A 14,498-nucleotide genomic window follows, 5' to 3' on the forward strand; every position below is an offset into this window, starting at 1 on the left:
AGAGGATGTCCCCCACTATCGAAAGCTTAATTTTTTTTAATAAAGTTATGTTTTCTTAACCTCTCCTTTGAAGGGACTAATGAAAAGAGGTTAAAAAGGTTTTTATAGATAACGGCACAAAATCATCATTGAAGAGGCTTGAGGTTAAGATTTCCCGTTATTAGCAGTCATAGTTTTAGAGCTGCAACACCAGTAAAAATCATTAAGAGAAGCGCTTGCTAGTGCTTTGAAACTACCATCAAACTCAGTTAATGGGTGGATTGGGAGTTGCTTTGACTCTCCACCTTACTTTTGTTGTTGCTCTCAATCACTCCCAGTCCTATTTTCAGAAACCCGATTTCTTGTTCTCTAATGTTGAAGTTATCGGCAAGAAACCGGGTTATTGAGTTTTAGAATCAATCTTAGACAATATGCGGTTTGGGAATGGGAACAATAAATTTCCCGCCTTGCTGTTGATAGGCTTCTTGCTGTTTCATAATTTCTTCCGCAAAGTTCCAAGCCAAAATTAACACATAATCTGGCTTGTCTTCTAACAGCTTAGTAGGGGGGAAAATCGGTAAATGATTCACGCCCATAAACCGACCTTGTTTGAACTTATTCAGGTCTACAATGTAGTCTAAATGAGTTTTGTTAATTCCCACATAACTCAACATTGTTGTTGCTTTAGCGGCCGCACCATAACCCACAACTCGTTTCCCTTGCTTTTTCAAATCCCACAAGATTTCAAGCAAACCATTCTTAACGGCTTCAACGTTATCGGCAAAGTCTTTGTAGTAGTCAATGCGATCAACGCCCTGTTCTTTTTCCGCTTCTAAAAGAGACTTCACCGAGTCTTTAACGTCTTCTTTGGGTTCTACAAACAAACGTAAAGAACCGCCATGAATCGCTGTGCGTTGAATGTCGTTGAGATAGAGAGAATGTCTTCTAAACAGGTTGTCTAAAGCGGTAACAGAGAAGTAACACAAATGTTGATGATAGATCGTATCGAATTCACAATGTTCGACTAAATCAACCAAATAAGGAGCTTCAATGACTGCTACTCCTGTGTCTTTTAGTAGAATACTAATTCCTTCGACAAAACCGTTCAAGTCGGGAACATGAGCCAGTACATTATTCCCTAGAAAAACATCGGCTTGCTTTCCTTGCGATCGCAATTCTTTGGCTAAATCTTGGGTAAAAAAGGTACAAGTTGAAGGAATCCCTGCTTTTTGTGCCGCTTCAACTGGCCCTGAAGCCGGATCAATTCCTAATACTGGAATTCCGACTTCTACAAAGTTTTTCAGCATATAGCCATCGTTACTCGCGGCTTCGATCACAAAGCTGCTACCATCGAGTTTTCTAGACTCAATAATGGCTTTGGCGCTATCTCCAAAGTGTTTGAGTAAAGAGGGAGAAACTGAGGAGAAATAGGGATAATCCCGACAAAACAGAATCTCTGGGGGAACACTAACGGTAATTTGAACTAATCCACAGTCTGGACAAAAAGCCAGTTCTAAAGGAGCAGTATATTCAGGTTGATCGAGTTGATCTTTGGTTAACAATCCATCTGCTAACGGAGTATATCCAAAGTCAATAATAGACTGTAAATTTTGGGAACCACAAGAAAGACAAGGGGGCATTGTATCGGGCATGGTTTCTACTCCTGTTCCTTATACGACAGATGCAGCGACATTCGTTTGCCAACGCAGAGCTTCATTTAAGCGTCCTTCACTCAGTAACTTCTGAATGTGAGCGATGCGTTTGTATTTGGGGCCTTCAAATTCTTCTAAAGTTAAACCGATTTTTTGATAGGCATCATAGAGTTCTTCTGCGCCTTTGCGGGTGTTCCATTGCGGCTGAAACTCGGGTAAGACTCGCAAGATTTTACTACAATCTACTCGATAACAACGGGTATCCGGGCCACCATCTGAAGCGTATTCAATTTCGCAGTTGGGAACGACTTCTTTAACGATATTGGCAATGTCTCGAATTTGGTAGTTATCTTCGTTCCGTCCAACGTTAAAGGCTTCGTTATGAACTTTCTCACGAGGCGCTTCTAAAACGGCAATAAAGGCGCGAGAAATGTCTTCAATATGAACAATCGGGCGCCAAGGCGTGCCATCACTCTTGATATAAACTTTGCCCGTTGTCAAAGCCCAAGCGACTAAGTTATTCAGAACTAAATCAAATCGCAGACGAGGAGAAACCCCATAAGCGGTTGAGTTGCGGAGAAAAGTCGGGCTAAAATTGTCATCGGCAAGCTTGGCAACATCTTGCTCAACTAATACTTTAGAATGACCATAGGGCGTAACCGGATTAAAGGCTGATTCTTCAGTTAACCAGTCACTTCCACCTGCACCATAATTACTACAAGAAGAGGAGAAAATATAGCGGGTAATTCCTGCTTCTTTGCTTAATTTTGCCAGATGAACGGAGGCTAAATGATTGATTTCATAGGTTAAATCGGGATTGAGATTTCCCAAAGGATCGTTAGACAGTCCGGCTAAATGCAGAACCGCATCAAATCCTTCTAAATCGGAAATTTCCACATCTCGTACATCTTTAACCATTTCAGGAACTTCTTGAATTCCTTCGCCAAAGGTACTCTGCTGATAGAGATCACTATCTAAGCCGACTACTTCATGTCCTTTATTCAGTAACATTGGCACTAAGACTGTGCCGATATACCCTTTATGACCTGTTACTAAAACTCTCATTTTTTGATTTATTCCTCCCAAGTTTTCCAAGGTGCATTGCCAGTTTCCCACAGGCTTTCTAACCGACGTTTATCTCGCAAAGTATCCATACATTGCCAGAAACCTGTGTATTTGTAGGCCATTAACTGACCCTCTTTTGCTAAATTCTCAAGGGGTGCTTTTTCCCACTGAGTATCATCGCCCTCAATGTAGTCGAATACTTCCGGTTCTAACACAAAGAAAGCTCCATTGATCCAACCTTCTTGAGTTTGGGGCTTTTCTGAAAATTCTACGATTTGATCCCCGTCGAGTTCTAAGTGACCAAAACGAGCGGCAGGACGAACAGCAGTCAGCGTTGCTAACTTACCATGTGAGCGATGAAAGGCGATCAAATCATGTAAGTTTAAATCGGTGACTCCATCCCCCCAAGTTAGCATAAAAGTCTCATTACCCATATAGGGAGCTAGACGCTTGATCCGGCCTCCTGTATTGGTGTTAAGTCCTGTATCAATCAGGTCAACATTCCAGTCGGGTTTGACTCCTCCGTGCATCTCGAAAGCGCCTGTCTGTACATTAACGGTGAGGTTACTGTTAAGAGAACAGTAATCAACCATGTACTTTTTGATCACCTCTGCTTTGTATCCCAGAGCAATCACGAAGTTTTTAAAACTGTGGTGGGAGTAGTGCATCATAATGTGCCACAGAATGGGTTTCCCACCGATCTCCACCATAGGTTTAGGCTTTTCTACTGTCTCTTCAGAAAGACGAGTCCCTAAGCCACCTGCAAGTATTCCAACTTTCATATGAAAAATTTTTAACTTTAACACCCGCCATAACTGAGGTTCACACTTCAGAAGAGCATTGTCAAGAGACTGTTCGACTCCTTCATTAAATCTTTACAAAACTCTAGCCGTCCGATCTCGACTTTCTGTAAACCTTTACTAAAGTTCATCAACTTGAGCCAGGATTGTATGCAATTCTAGGCACAAGGTAAGTTGTTGAGTTATAATCATGTGAGCAGCTTCCTCTATCCAATGCCGAATTGACTCTCAAGTAGAAAGCATCGGCATTTCCAGGGAAGTTCTAATTTGAACAATTAGCAATCACTTGTCTGGATTGACCGATAAAAAAATGGGCTGAATTTTGCAGAGTTAAGTTGTCATTGTTCAGATATATAATTGCCTCAAGTAGAAATTGTTTTTAACAGCTATTCTATTTTTTGACCCTGGTGAGTGACTGCCAATCATCAATAGTATAAATGTAAATCAGGTAGAGTGATAAAAAGCCTATGCTCAGATACTTATCCAAGTTCTTGTATGTCCTTCCAGCTAAAAAGAGCAGCTTGGTGTTGCTGCTGATTTTATTTACATTCGTCTCCTCACTGGAGGTCATAGGTATCGGATTAATAGGACCTTTCATCAGTTTAGCCAGTAATCCCGATGCAGTGATTCAGCAAAATGATTGGATTCGCTGGATTTACAATCAACTCGGCTTGACCCAAGCGAGTCAAATGGTTGCATTGATTGGATCAGTCGTCATCCTGATCTTTTGCTTCAAATCGTTTATGAGTTGGTCGATTCAATCTTATATTTTTAAATATAGTTACATCCAACGCGGTAGATTAGTTTCAAAATTAATGAGATCTTACTTAGATGCTCCCTACACATTTTATTTAACTAAAAATAGCGCCCATTTGATTGATCATGTTGTGGGGGAAACGACAAAGTTTGCTAACTCAGTCTTAAGTACGTTACTCAGCAGTACCGCAAACTTATTCACATTAATTGCTATCTCTATACTGTTGTGTATAGCGAGTCCTTTAGCAGTTGTTTCATTGGTTTTTATGGTAGCTCCTTTGGTTTTATTGTTTAATTTATTCAGAGAAAAAATGCAGTTCTGGGGCAAAGAACTTTATGAAGCTAATCTAGGGATGATTAGAAGTGTGAATCATGGTTTGGGAGCCTTTAAAGAAACTCGAGTGATTGGCTGCGGTTCTTATTTTGAAGAAGATTGTGGGACACAAGCCGAGAGATTTGCTAACGCATCAATTGGATTTTATGCTTTTAAGCTTTCTCCTCGTTACATTAGCGAAGCGATGCTCGTTATTTTTTTAGTTGGTTTTACATCAGTCAGCCTCTTTTTAAATCAAAATATGGAAGAACTGACATCGACTTTAAGTATCTTTGCCTTAGCTTCTATTCGTCTAATCCCAGCTTTCTCAAATCTAGCCAGTGGACTTAGTTCCCTCAAAAATTCGAGTTATGCTCTCAACCAGCTTTACTCCGATTTAAAAGAACTAGAGAATATTGAAAATGATAAAAATCAGGAATTGGAAGATCGTTCAAATTTAGTTCAAAAACTCGAACATCAACAGGTTATAAAAGAGGATAAGAGTTTTAGATTCAATCATCAAGTTGTGTTAGAACAGGTGACATATAGCTATCCTAACGCTTCTGAAATAGCGCTCGAAAAAATCTCACTAACCTTAGAAAAAGGAAAGTCAATCGCCTTTATTGGAAAATCAGGAGCAGGTAAAACAACATTAGCAGATGTCATCTTGGGTTTGTTAACACCTCAGTCGGGAGATATTCAGGTAGATGGACAATCGATTTATAGTAACTTGCGTTTATGGCAAAACCTAATAGGTTACATTCCTCAATCTATTTTTCTGACAGATGACACCATCGAAAGAAACATTGCTTTTGGTGTTCCTGACCATTTAATTAACTCAGAACGACTCGATAAAGCCATTCAAGGAGCGCAACTCAAAGATGTGATTGATAATCTACCAGATGGGGTCAAAACTAGGGTCGGAGAAAGAGGTGTTCGTCTATCGGGAGGTCAACGTCAACGAGTGGGAATTGCTCGTGCTTTGTACCATGAAAGGGATATATTAGTTCTAGATGAAGCAACATCAGCATTAGACAATGAAACAGAAAGTCTTGTGACTGAGGCGATTCAGTCTTTAAGTGGAAGTAAAACCATGATTATTATTGCTCATCGTCTAACCACAGTTCAGGACTGTGATTGGATTTACAGAATGGAGAAAGGTAAAATTATTCAATCCGGTAGTTATCGAGAAGTTATTTTAGGTCATCATGCTAATAGTAGTGTCACATCAGACTAGGCTCTTTGTCTTGGCTTTGATTTGAGAAAAAGTAACCTATATTTTAATCAATAAAATGAGTAAAAAATTAATTTACTACTTCAAGATTTTTTGCATAGCCTTTTGTATTTTTCTTATTTTTACGCTAGTTTGGCAACTTGTGGGTTCCACACTAAAAACAGGAAGTTATTTTTCAATGGAGAAAACACCCTTAACTACTACTTATGATCTTTTTGACTTAGGAATTGTAGATGTTAATAATGATGACTATCTAGATATTTTTACCCTCAATCATAGTGCAAGACAAAATTTATTATTAAATCAAGAACTCAACAACTTTACAGATATATTATCTGATCGAAAGCTTGATCAAGATCGCGAGTTTGCTTATGCGGAAGATACTGATCATCAACCTAAGTTTGAGACTCCAGGACTGTATATATACCGACAAAATTTTGATTTACATATACGTGCTTATCAGCTAGATAATTTAGACTCTATAACTGGGACTTTACAGTTATCTTTACCTGTTGAAGTCAAAAAAAATCACTTTTCTCAGACTGATATAAAAGAAAGTTCGTTTTTAGGAAATACTTCTCATGTGATTGATTTCTCTCTAAAAAATAATGGATGGATCATTTTAACAGGGTTCCCTGAAATTTTACACTCTTTTGAGATGAGTGAAAAAATTTCCCTCCATCAAATTCAGATTGGGATTCAAAAACAACATCCTAATTCCCATAATTTTGAAATCATGTGGCGAGACCGTCACAGCATGGCTTGGGCTGATGTTAATCAGGATGGGTATAAAGATGTATTTATAAGTCGTGGTGGAGTTCGGGGAAAAATAAGTAATTTATCTGAACGTTTAAATGATGAGTTATTTATGAGTCGTGATCAGATCACCCTTCAAGATCAAGCTGAACAATTAGGAATTGATAAAGAAGGTTGTCCAGGAAGACAATCAGCTTGGGTCGATTTTAATAATGATGATCGACTTGATTTGTATGTTGTTTGTGGTCGTTCCAAAGATGATCCAACACCTTATCCCAATCAACTATACCAACAAACAACAAATGGTCAGTTTGTTAATATAGCTTCAAAAGTAGGTTTAGACTTCCCTCAAGCTGGATATGCTTTATGGCTTGATGCTGATAATGATAGAGATATGGATTTACTCACTTCTCAAGAGGAAACTGTCTATCTTTATATTAATCAAAATGGTAAGTTTAAACAGAGCTTGAGTGAACAGTTAAACCAACAAATTACTAAATTTTCAGTTTCAGATTTTGACTTAGATGGAGATTTTGATGTTTATGTTGTCACAGGAGATCAAAATGTTTTGCTTTTGAACACGAACGGAAAGTATGTTGTCAAGAGTCCAGATTTAGTAGGCTTACCGAGCGAAGCAAAAACAGTAAATTGGGTCGATTATAATAATGATGGTTTACCAGATCTTCATGTTGTACCCAATGGTTTATATCAACAAAACTCTCAACATCAATTTGAAGAAACCAAGTTGTTAGATATGAGATTTCCAAAGTTTAAAACACGAGATGCTCGCTGTGTCTGGTTTGATGCTGATAATGATGGGGATAGAGATGTTTTAGTTGCCTATCAACAAACTCCTTCGGTTTTACAACAAACTCCTCCTCTCAAAGACCGTATTTTGAATCAGATTCTTAAGCGAGATACATCTAAAATTTGGCAATCTAGATTTTATCGGAACTTAAGTGCTGATAATCACTGGATTGAAATTGAACTCCTTGGTTCTTTAGGAAATCCTCAAGCCATTGGATCTCGAGTTGAAGTCGTTGTGAAAAACAGCACACAAGTTCAACAAATTGGCAGCTCTGAAAACTCACATTATTCTCAGGGTCATTATCGTCTTTACTTTGGTTTAGGAAAGCAAGAAAAACCAGATTTAATTAAGGTTTTTTGGCCTGACGGTCAAACTCAAACCATGGTTCAACCTGTTGCTGATCGCTTACTTAAAATCGAGAAAAATACTTAGTATAAAAAGTTTAATCTATAAAGTTTAATCTATAATAATATAGCCAAAGTCATATCTAAATCTAAGTCTAATCGGAGAAAGTGATGAAAAAATTTTGGAAAACCAACCTGAAGCCATTCTTAAGCTCTTTAAAAGTTAAATTGATTGGGGAAGCATGGAAAGATCAAATTAGACCGATCACGGGGTTTAATCTTCCCTTTTGGATACAGTATACTTTTTCAGAAGATAAAAGTTCCTACAAGCCGAAAAAAAGGCCCTGGTCTCTAGAACGCTTGAAACGATTCATCTTTCCTAATTTAGAAAAGCCGATATTTATCTTTGGTTCTCCTCGATCAGGTACTACATTTTTAGGTCTTTGTATTGCTGAACTGCTCGAAGTGAGCTACCATTTTGAACCTGTACTAACAAAAGCAGCTGTCCGTTATATATATACGAATCAATGGGATAAAAAGCAAACTCAAGCCTTTTACAAAAGAGTTTATTCTTGGCTGCTACGAATTCATTTTGATGGAGATTTGCGATTTGCCGAAAAAACACCTCGTAACAGCTTTATCCTACCCTTTTTATATGAAACATTTCCTGATGCTCGTTTTATTCATATTATTCGGGATGGACGAGATGCTTCTATTTCTCTAGCAGAAAGACCTTGGTATCGAAATGATATGAAAGGATCAGGTGCTAAAGAACCAGGAGGCTATCCTTTTGGTCCTAAAGCTCGTTTCTGGGTGGAAGCTGATCGAATTGAAGAGTTTGAAACAACAAATGATGTTCATCGTTGTATGTGGCTATGGCGAAGATATTTAGAAGGTGCTTTAGAAGGCTCATCTAAATTACCGACAGATCAATATCATGAGTTACGCTATGAAGATATTGTGACAAATACCCAGGAAGAATGTGAGCGCTTATTGGACTTTTTAGAGATTAAAAATTATCAATCTCGCTCTAAATTTTGTGAGGTCGTGATCAAGAAAGCAAAAGTTGACTCGATTGGTCGTTGGAAAGTTAAGTTATCAGAGGAACAGCTCAAACAACTTGAAGAAGAAGCTGGAAGTTGGTTAAAAAAGTTGGGCTATTCTGGTTAAATTAAGGTTGATTGAGAAAGATTTTTTAAGAGCAAAGCACTTTGAGTATAAAATCATGGAAGTTACTCCTTTAAATATTGTTCTGCTTTCTAATTGGTTTGAAAATCCCTATAAAGATCTATTGATTCAGCATCTAAATACTAAAAAGGTTTATGCTCAGGAATATTTTCGGAGTGTATTTTTTGTTCAAAAGGTACTGAGTCAAGGTAAGCCTGATATTCTACACTTACAAACCTTACACTATTTTTTTGTGTCCAGAAATAAAATTTATTGCTGGATTAAGTTTATTTTGTTTATTTTACAACTTTTATTTATGAAAATGATTGGAGTCAAAGTTGTTTGGACTGTACATGAATGGATTGATAAGATATCTGATGGACAGCACAATATATCTCCTTTACAAGCTGCAATTATTGGTAAAGTTATGACGGCGATTATTACTCATTGTGATAGCACAAAAGAGGAAATGATCACGGAACTTAAATTAAAAAACTGTGAAAAAGTTTTTGTTGTCTTTCATGGAAATTATATAAAAGCTTATGAAAATAATATATCTCAACTAGAAGCACGAAAAATTTTGAATATTCCGGAGAATGACTGTGTTTTTTTAATGTTTGGAGGAATACATAAAGGTAAAGGTACATTAGATGGTGTTGAGGCTTTTAAAAAACTTAAGCAAGATAATATATTTTTAATCATTGCAGGTAAAGTCTCTAAAGCTGAGTTTATTAGTTCTATTTCGCAAGCCATAGGAGATTCTAAAAATATTATCTTTACCACTCCACACGAAGGAATACCTGACGAAAAAATTCAGGTTTATATGAATGCTTGTGACTGTGTTATACTTCCTTACACAATATTTACAACATCAGGAGTTGCGATACTAGCAATGTCTTATAGCAAGGTTTGTATGGCTCCCCGTTTAGGTTTTTTTAAGGATATTTTAGATGATCATGGGGCTTTTTTGTATGACCCCAAAATGGAAGACGGTTTGCTAAATGCCATGAATTTATCTGTAGAAAAACAAAAAATTTTAGAAACAATGGGTCAACATAACTTTAAAGTTGTTCAAGAATGGAGTTGGGATTATGTGGCAGCAAAAACTTATGAAGTTTATCAGTGGTGTTTGCATCATTCAATTTAACCAGTTTATATTAATGATATTCAATTACAATTGAGAGAGTAAATATATGCGAGGAAAAATCAGGTTAACTGGAATAGACTTTTTTAGAGGATTAGCTATTTTCGCTGTAGTTATAGTTCATGCTGACGAAGGGATAACTGTTGAATTATCTCTCTGGAATCAGATTTTAGAATTCTCTGGTTTTGCTGTTCCCTTCTTTGTGGCGACATCTTTCTATTTTGGATTTTGTAAAATCTGTTCAACTCAAGGACAATATAACTTGAAATCAAGGTTAACTCGCTTGATGATTCCTTATTTTGTTTGGACAGGAATTTATATTGTTTACAGAATATTAAAATATTTAATTAAAAATGAAACAGAAAGTATTAATCAACTTTTTCAAGACCCGATTGGTTTAATTTTTTTTGGGGGTGCGGCTTTTCAGCTTTACTTTTTACCCCTGCTAGCAGCGGGTACAATTTGGGTTAAACCTTTATCATCATTTACTCATAAAAAACATAATATTTTGGTGTTATTTTCTTTATTAATTTTCAGTTTGATTGTCTATGAACTCGTTTTATATTCAGGAAATTCATTTGTAAATGGGGCAGGAGTAGCTTTTCAAACTTGGAATAACACTCTACCTGTAAACCTAAAAGACAATCAAATTCTGAGAATAATATTAGTATTTTTAGCTTGGACAATCAGATGTTTTCCCTATATATTCATGGCAATAATTTTAGCTTATCCAGGTGTGAATGAAAAATTGCAGAAGAAAAGTTTAGGTTACACAGTATTGATGCTAATCTCATTCTGCTTAGTAAATAGATGGGGTCACGACTATCTACCCGAGGTATTGTATGAGGTTGGTCGAGGATATCTGGCTTTACTGTTAGCGCTCGCACTTTCTAATTATTTGCCGGAAAATAAATGGATTAAAAACTTAGCTTTTTGCTCTTTTGGAATTTATCTCATTCACCTTTTAGTTGTGGAAACGTTCCAAATTATAGAAAATAGAGTTTATCCAGGGGAAACATTGCGAGGTTCTAGCCTCAATCTCTTAATATTTGCGCTTTTGAGTTTGGTTATTAGTTGGATCGCGACAGACTTGTTAATGCGAAGAAAAAAAATATCACAGTTAATGTTTGGAAACTAAGTTTCCCTCATGTGTACTATAGTATGAAAAATTAGTAAAAATTTAAGTTAAACTATCCATGAAAATTCTACATCTTAGCACATCTGATATAGATGGTGGAGCCGCTAGAGCCGCTTACAGACTACATCAAGGGTTACAATCAATTCAGATTAGTTCCCAAATGCTAGTCCGTGCAAAATCGAGTATTGATAAAAGTGTTATTGCTGAAAAAAGCCTGATGACAAAGCTTGGCCCCCCTGCTTCTAATTTACCCCTAAAACTCTATTCTAAGCGTCCACAAACTAGATTTGCAGTTCAATGGTTCCCCGATATTCTCTCGCCCAAAGTGAGTCAAATCAACCCAGATATTGTTCACCTGCATTGGATTTGCAATGGTTTTTTACAGATTGAAACACTATCAAAATTGAACAAACCTTTGGTGTGGACACTGCATGATATGTGGCCCTTTACAGGAGGGTGTCATTACGCGGAAGAGTGCGATCGCTATACCGATTCTTGTGGGGCTTGTCCTCAACTCAAAAGTAACAAAAATCAAGATTTATCCCGTTGGGTTTTACAACGCAAAAACAAAGCTTGGAAACCGATTAATTTAACAGTTATTAGTCCAAGTATTTGGCTGGCTGATTGTGCGAAATCCAGTTCTGTGTTTAAAGATGTACGCATTGAAGTGATTCCTCATGGACTAGATTTAGAAAAATACAAACCTATTGAAATGTCAATTGCGCGATCGCTATTTAATTTACCTCTAAACAAACAACTGGTGTTATTTGGTGCATCCCCTGGAACAACCGGAGATTTTAGAAAGGGATTTCAGTTCTTACAACCTGCTTTAAAAAGCCTAAGTCAGTCCGGGTGGGAAGATAAAATTGAACTGGTGGTTTTCGGAGATTCTCAACCTGAAAAACCCTTAGATTTAGGATTTAAAACGCATTATCTGGGTCAATTTCACGATGATATTTCCCTTGCTTTGGTGTATTCCGCAGTTAATGTTATGGTTGTACCTTCCATTCAAGAAGCTTTTGGACAAACAGCTTCTGAGTCCTTAGCTTGTGGAACTCCGGTCGTTGCATTTGCGGCTACCGGACTTAAAGATATTGTCACACATCAACAGGATGGTTACTTAGCAAAACCTTTTGAAATTGAGGATTTAGCCCAAGGAATTGTTTGGGTACTCGAAGAGAGTTATCGCTATAAAACATTACGAATTCAAGCTCGTAAAAAAGCAGAACAAGAGTTTAGTTTCGAGTTACAAACCAAACGCCATTTATCAATCTATACTGAATTAATAAAACCCTAGAGATTATAATCCTGTGATCAATTTGAGAATAAGACGATCAGTTATATAGGATTTTACCAAACTTTTAATGATTAGAAAATCGACGTTTTAAAATATAAGAAATTTGTTTTAAGGTTAACGTTAGTAAGCTCAAATCACTCAGAGTTTTAAATAAACCGACTAACAAACCTTTTTCTTTTATTGGTTTAATAACTCGATAGTAATTCATTTCTTGCTCAACTTGTAAGAAATATTGGTGAACCAATTGCTTGAGTTGTGGGTTTTGACTAACAGACTCTTGCTGCAAAAGGAAATGATTGACTAAATACAGTTGGTTTAAAATTTGTAATTTTTGATCGGTTGATGCTGAACCCGGACGAGAACGGCGATAATAATAATAAGCTTCGGGAATAACAATAAATTTTCCTCCCTTGAGTAGACACATCGCATAAAGCAGGAAATCTTCAGCGCTAGATAATCTACAATCGTACTCTATAGAATTTTGGCTTAAAAATTCCCGCTTCATCAGAGGCTTTGTCAACCCCAAATGAGGACTAACTCTGGCGGGTTTCATATTTGACTCTATCAAAGTCATAAGATCAATTGATCGAACTCGATTAAAATCCTGTTTAGCAACACAAAATAATGTTCCTTGTGGTTGATTTACATTATCTTGAATAAAATATAAATCATCTGCTACCAGATCGGCATCTTCTTGTTCTGCAATTTGTAATAGTTTCTCAATGCGTTCAGGTGCATACCAGTCATCCGCATCTAAGGGAACAATCCACTTGCCTTTTGCTTCTGCTAAAGCACGGTTACGAGAATAACTTATTCCACGGTTTGTATCATTTTGAAGTAGTCGAAGACGCTGATCCGAAAATTCCTGAACAATTTTTACCGTTTGGTCAGTAGACCCATCATCAACAACAATCATCTCAATATCTGGCTCAGTTTGAGATAAAGTTGATTGAATTGCTTTGGGAATGTATTGTTCTGCGTTGTAAGCTGGAGTAATTATTGAAACTTTCGGGTTCATATCAATTTTAAACTCAATTAATCGACAAAAATCTTGTATTTTAATGTCTGTTAGATTTCTAACTATCTAGATCGAAACTTGCCATTCTTCAAAAAGTGCTGAAATACAGGTTTGAGCATCCCAAGCTTTTTGTAAAAAGGAATACTAAAAGACATAATCAGTTTAAAATACAAAACAAATTCTTGAGTTGTTGGACAAGGAATTGTCCGAAATTCAAGGTGTGCTAACTGATATAATTCAGAGCCATAATTCATTTTTTTGCGAATATCTTCAAACATATAGTTTAAACTAACAAATCTCTGATACACCGTAGATATATTAGCTTGATAAGTTAGCATAAAGTTGCTGCCGTGCATTCTGTACTTGACTAAAGGTTTAGCCATATAAAATCTTTTTGCTCCTACCAATGACGCTCCCCAGATTAGACAATCATCTGCTCTTCTTCGCCAATCTTCTAAATAAGGAATAGGTAAAAATCTATTTAGAATCTTTCTCTTCATGGATATTGCTGAGGTGATTACTCCTTTCCATTGTGGATTATACAAAGTTAAAATGATTGCATAACCTAAATCTCGATCAGTTTCGTAGGGTAGAGATATCCCTTCTACAGTCCCGAATTTTTCATGCGAACAAAACAAAAAGTCACAGTCTGGATGTTTTTGATAAAAATTTAGAATTTCTTCTAAATAAGTCGGTTGATAAATATCATCAGAATCAAGGAAAAATATGAGATCACCCCTAGAAGCTAGATAACCTTCATTAAATGCAGAGAGTTGACCTTCATTTTGTTTCTTTAAAACCAGCTTAATTTCCGGAGAATCACTAAAGTTATTTGTGATTATTTCTACAGAGTCATCGGTTGAGCAATCATCAACGATAATAATTTCATCAAAGCTAACAGTCTGGTTGAGAACACTTTGAACGGATTCAACAATAAACTTTCCATAGTTATAATTGTTAATTAAACAAGTTGTTTTCATCTATTCTCTCCTTATTAGTGAAAAACAGGTTATAAATTCTGCTGTTT

11 protein-coding genes are annotated in these 14,498 nt (G+C 36.6%); 6 read left to right on the forward strand and 5 right to left on the reverse strand.

Translation table 11 applies throughout. The annotated features are described in order from the left end of the window. Positions 1-401: 401 nt before the first annotated feature. From VB836_RS08540 to rfbF, 3 genes are read right to left on the reverse strand one after another with little or no spacing between them, the layout of a single operon-like run. Positions 402-1,631 (reverse strand): class I SAM-dependent methyltransferase, encoded by a 1,230-nt coding sequence (locus tag VB836_RS08540; protein WP_323218940.1) that lies wholly within the window; start codon positions 1,629-1,631, stop codon positions 402-404. An 18-nt stretch (positions 1,632-1,649) separates the two neighbouring features. Next, positions 1,650-2,696, reverse strand: coding sequence for an NAD-dependent epimerase/dehydratase family protein (locus tag VB836_RS08545; RefSeq protein ID WP_323218941.1), 1,047 nt, complete (start codon positions 2,694-2,696; stop codon positions 1,650-1,652). Positions 2,697-2,704: 8 nt separating this feature from the next. Continuing rightward, the gene (gene rfbF, locus VB836_RS08550; protein ID WP_323218943.1) at positions 2,705-3,478 is read right to left on the reverse strand and encodes a glucose-1-phosphate cytidylyltransferase; all 774 of its coding nucleotides are present in this window, start codon (positions 3,476-3,478) and stop codon (positions 2,705-2,707) included. A 485-nt stretch (positions 3,479-3,963) separates the two neighbouring features. On the opposite strand from rfbF, the gene VB836_RS08555 reads away from it, so the two are divergent. The 6 genes from VB836_RS08555 to VB836_RS08580 all read left to right on the forward strand — a co-directional run bounded on the left by VB836_RS08555 (position 3,964) and on the right by VB836_RS08580 (position 12,453). After that, positions 3,964-5,802: an ABC transporter ATP-binding protein gene (locus tag VB836_RS08555; RefSeq protein ID WP_323218944.1), complete on the forward strand. Its 1,839-nt coding sequence runs from the start codon at positions 3,964-3,966 to the stop codon at positions 5,800-5,802. A 55-nt stretch (positions 5,803-5,857) separates the two neighbouring features. Next, complete coding sequence (locus VB836_RS08560) at positions 5,858-7,795, forward strand: CRTAC1 family protein (RefSeq protein ID WP_323218945.1); 1,938 nt, start codon at positions 5,858-5,860, stop codon at positions 7,793-7,795. 83 nt (positions 7,796-7,878) lie between these two features. After that, a complete protein-coding gene (locus VB836_RS08565; protein ID WP_323218946.1) occupies positions 7,879-8,877 on the forward strand; it encodes a sulfotransferase family protein in 999 nt (332 codons plus the stop codon). Between the two features lie 55 nt (positions 8,878-8,932). Further along, positions 8,933-10,021: a glycosyltransferase family 4 protein gene (locus VB836_RS08570; RefSeq protein WP_323218947.1), complete on the forward strand. Its 1,089-nt coding sequence runs from the start codon at positions 8,933-8,935 to the stop codon at positions 10,019-10,021. Between the two features lie 46 nt (positions 10,022-10,067). Continuing rightward, entirely contained in the window at positions 10,068-11,156 is a 1,089-nt protein-coding gene (locus VB836_RS08575; RefSeq protein WP_323218949.1) for an acyltransferase, read from the forward strand. A gap of 58 nt (positions 11,157-11,214) precedes the next feature. Continuing rightward, entirely contained in the window at positions 11,215-12,453 is a 1,239-nt protein-coding gene (locus VB836_RS08580) for a glycosyltransferase family 4 protein (protein WP_323218950.1), read from the forward strand. A gap of 64 nt (positions 12,454-12,517) precedes the next feature. Here VB836_RS08580 and VB836_RS08585 read toward each other — a convergent pair whose 3' ends face one another. Continuing rightward, positions 12,518-13,471: a glycosyltransferase family 2 protein gene (locus VB836_RS08585; protein ID WP_323218952.1), complete on the reverse strand. Its 954-nt coding sequence runs from the start codon at positions 13,469-13,471 to the stop codon at positions 12,518-12,520. Between the two features lie 62 nt (positions 13,472-13,533). After that, positions 13,534-14,451 carry a glycosyltransferase family 2 protein gene (locus VB836_RS08590; RefSeq protein ID WP_323218954.1) on the reverse strand — a complete coding sequence of 306 codons (918 nt, stop codon included), beginning with the start codon at positions 14,449-14,451 and terminating at the stop codon, positions 13,534-13,536. Between the last annotated feature and the right edge of the window lie 47 nt (positions 14,452-14,498).

It is taken from the genome of Limnoraphis robusta BA-68 BA1, from assembly GCF_034932365.1.
In the GTDB taxonomy this organism is placed as follows: Bacteria; Cyanobacteriota; Cyanobacteriia; order Cyanobacteriales; family Microcoleaceae; genus Capilliphycus; species Capilliphycus robustus.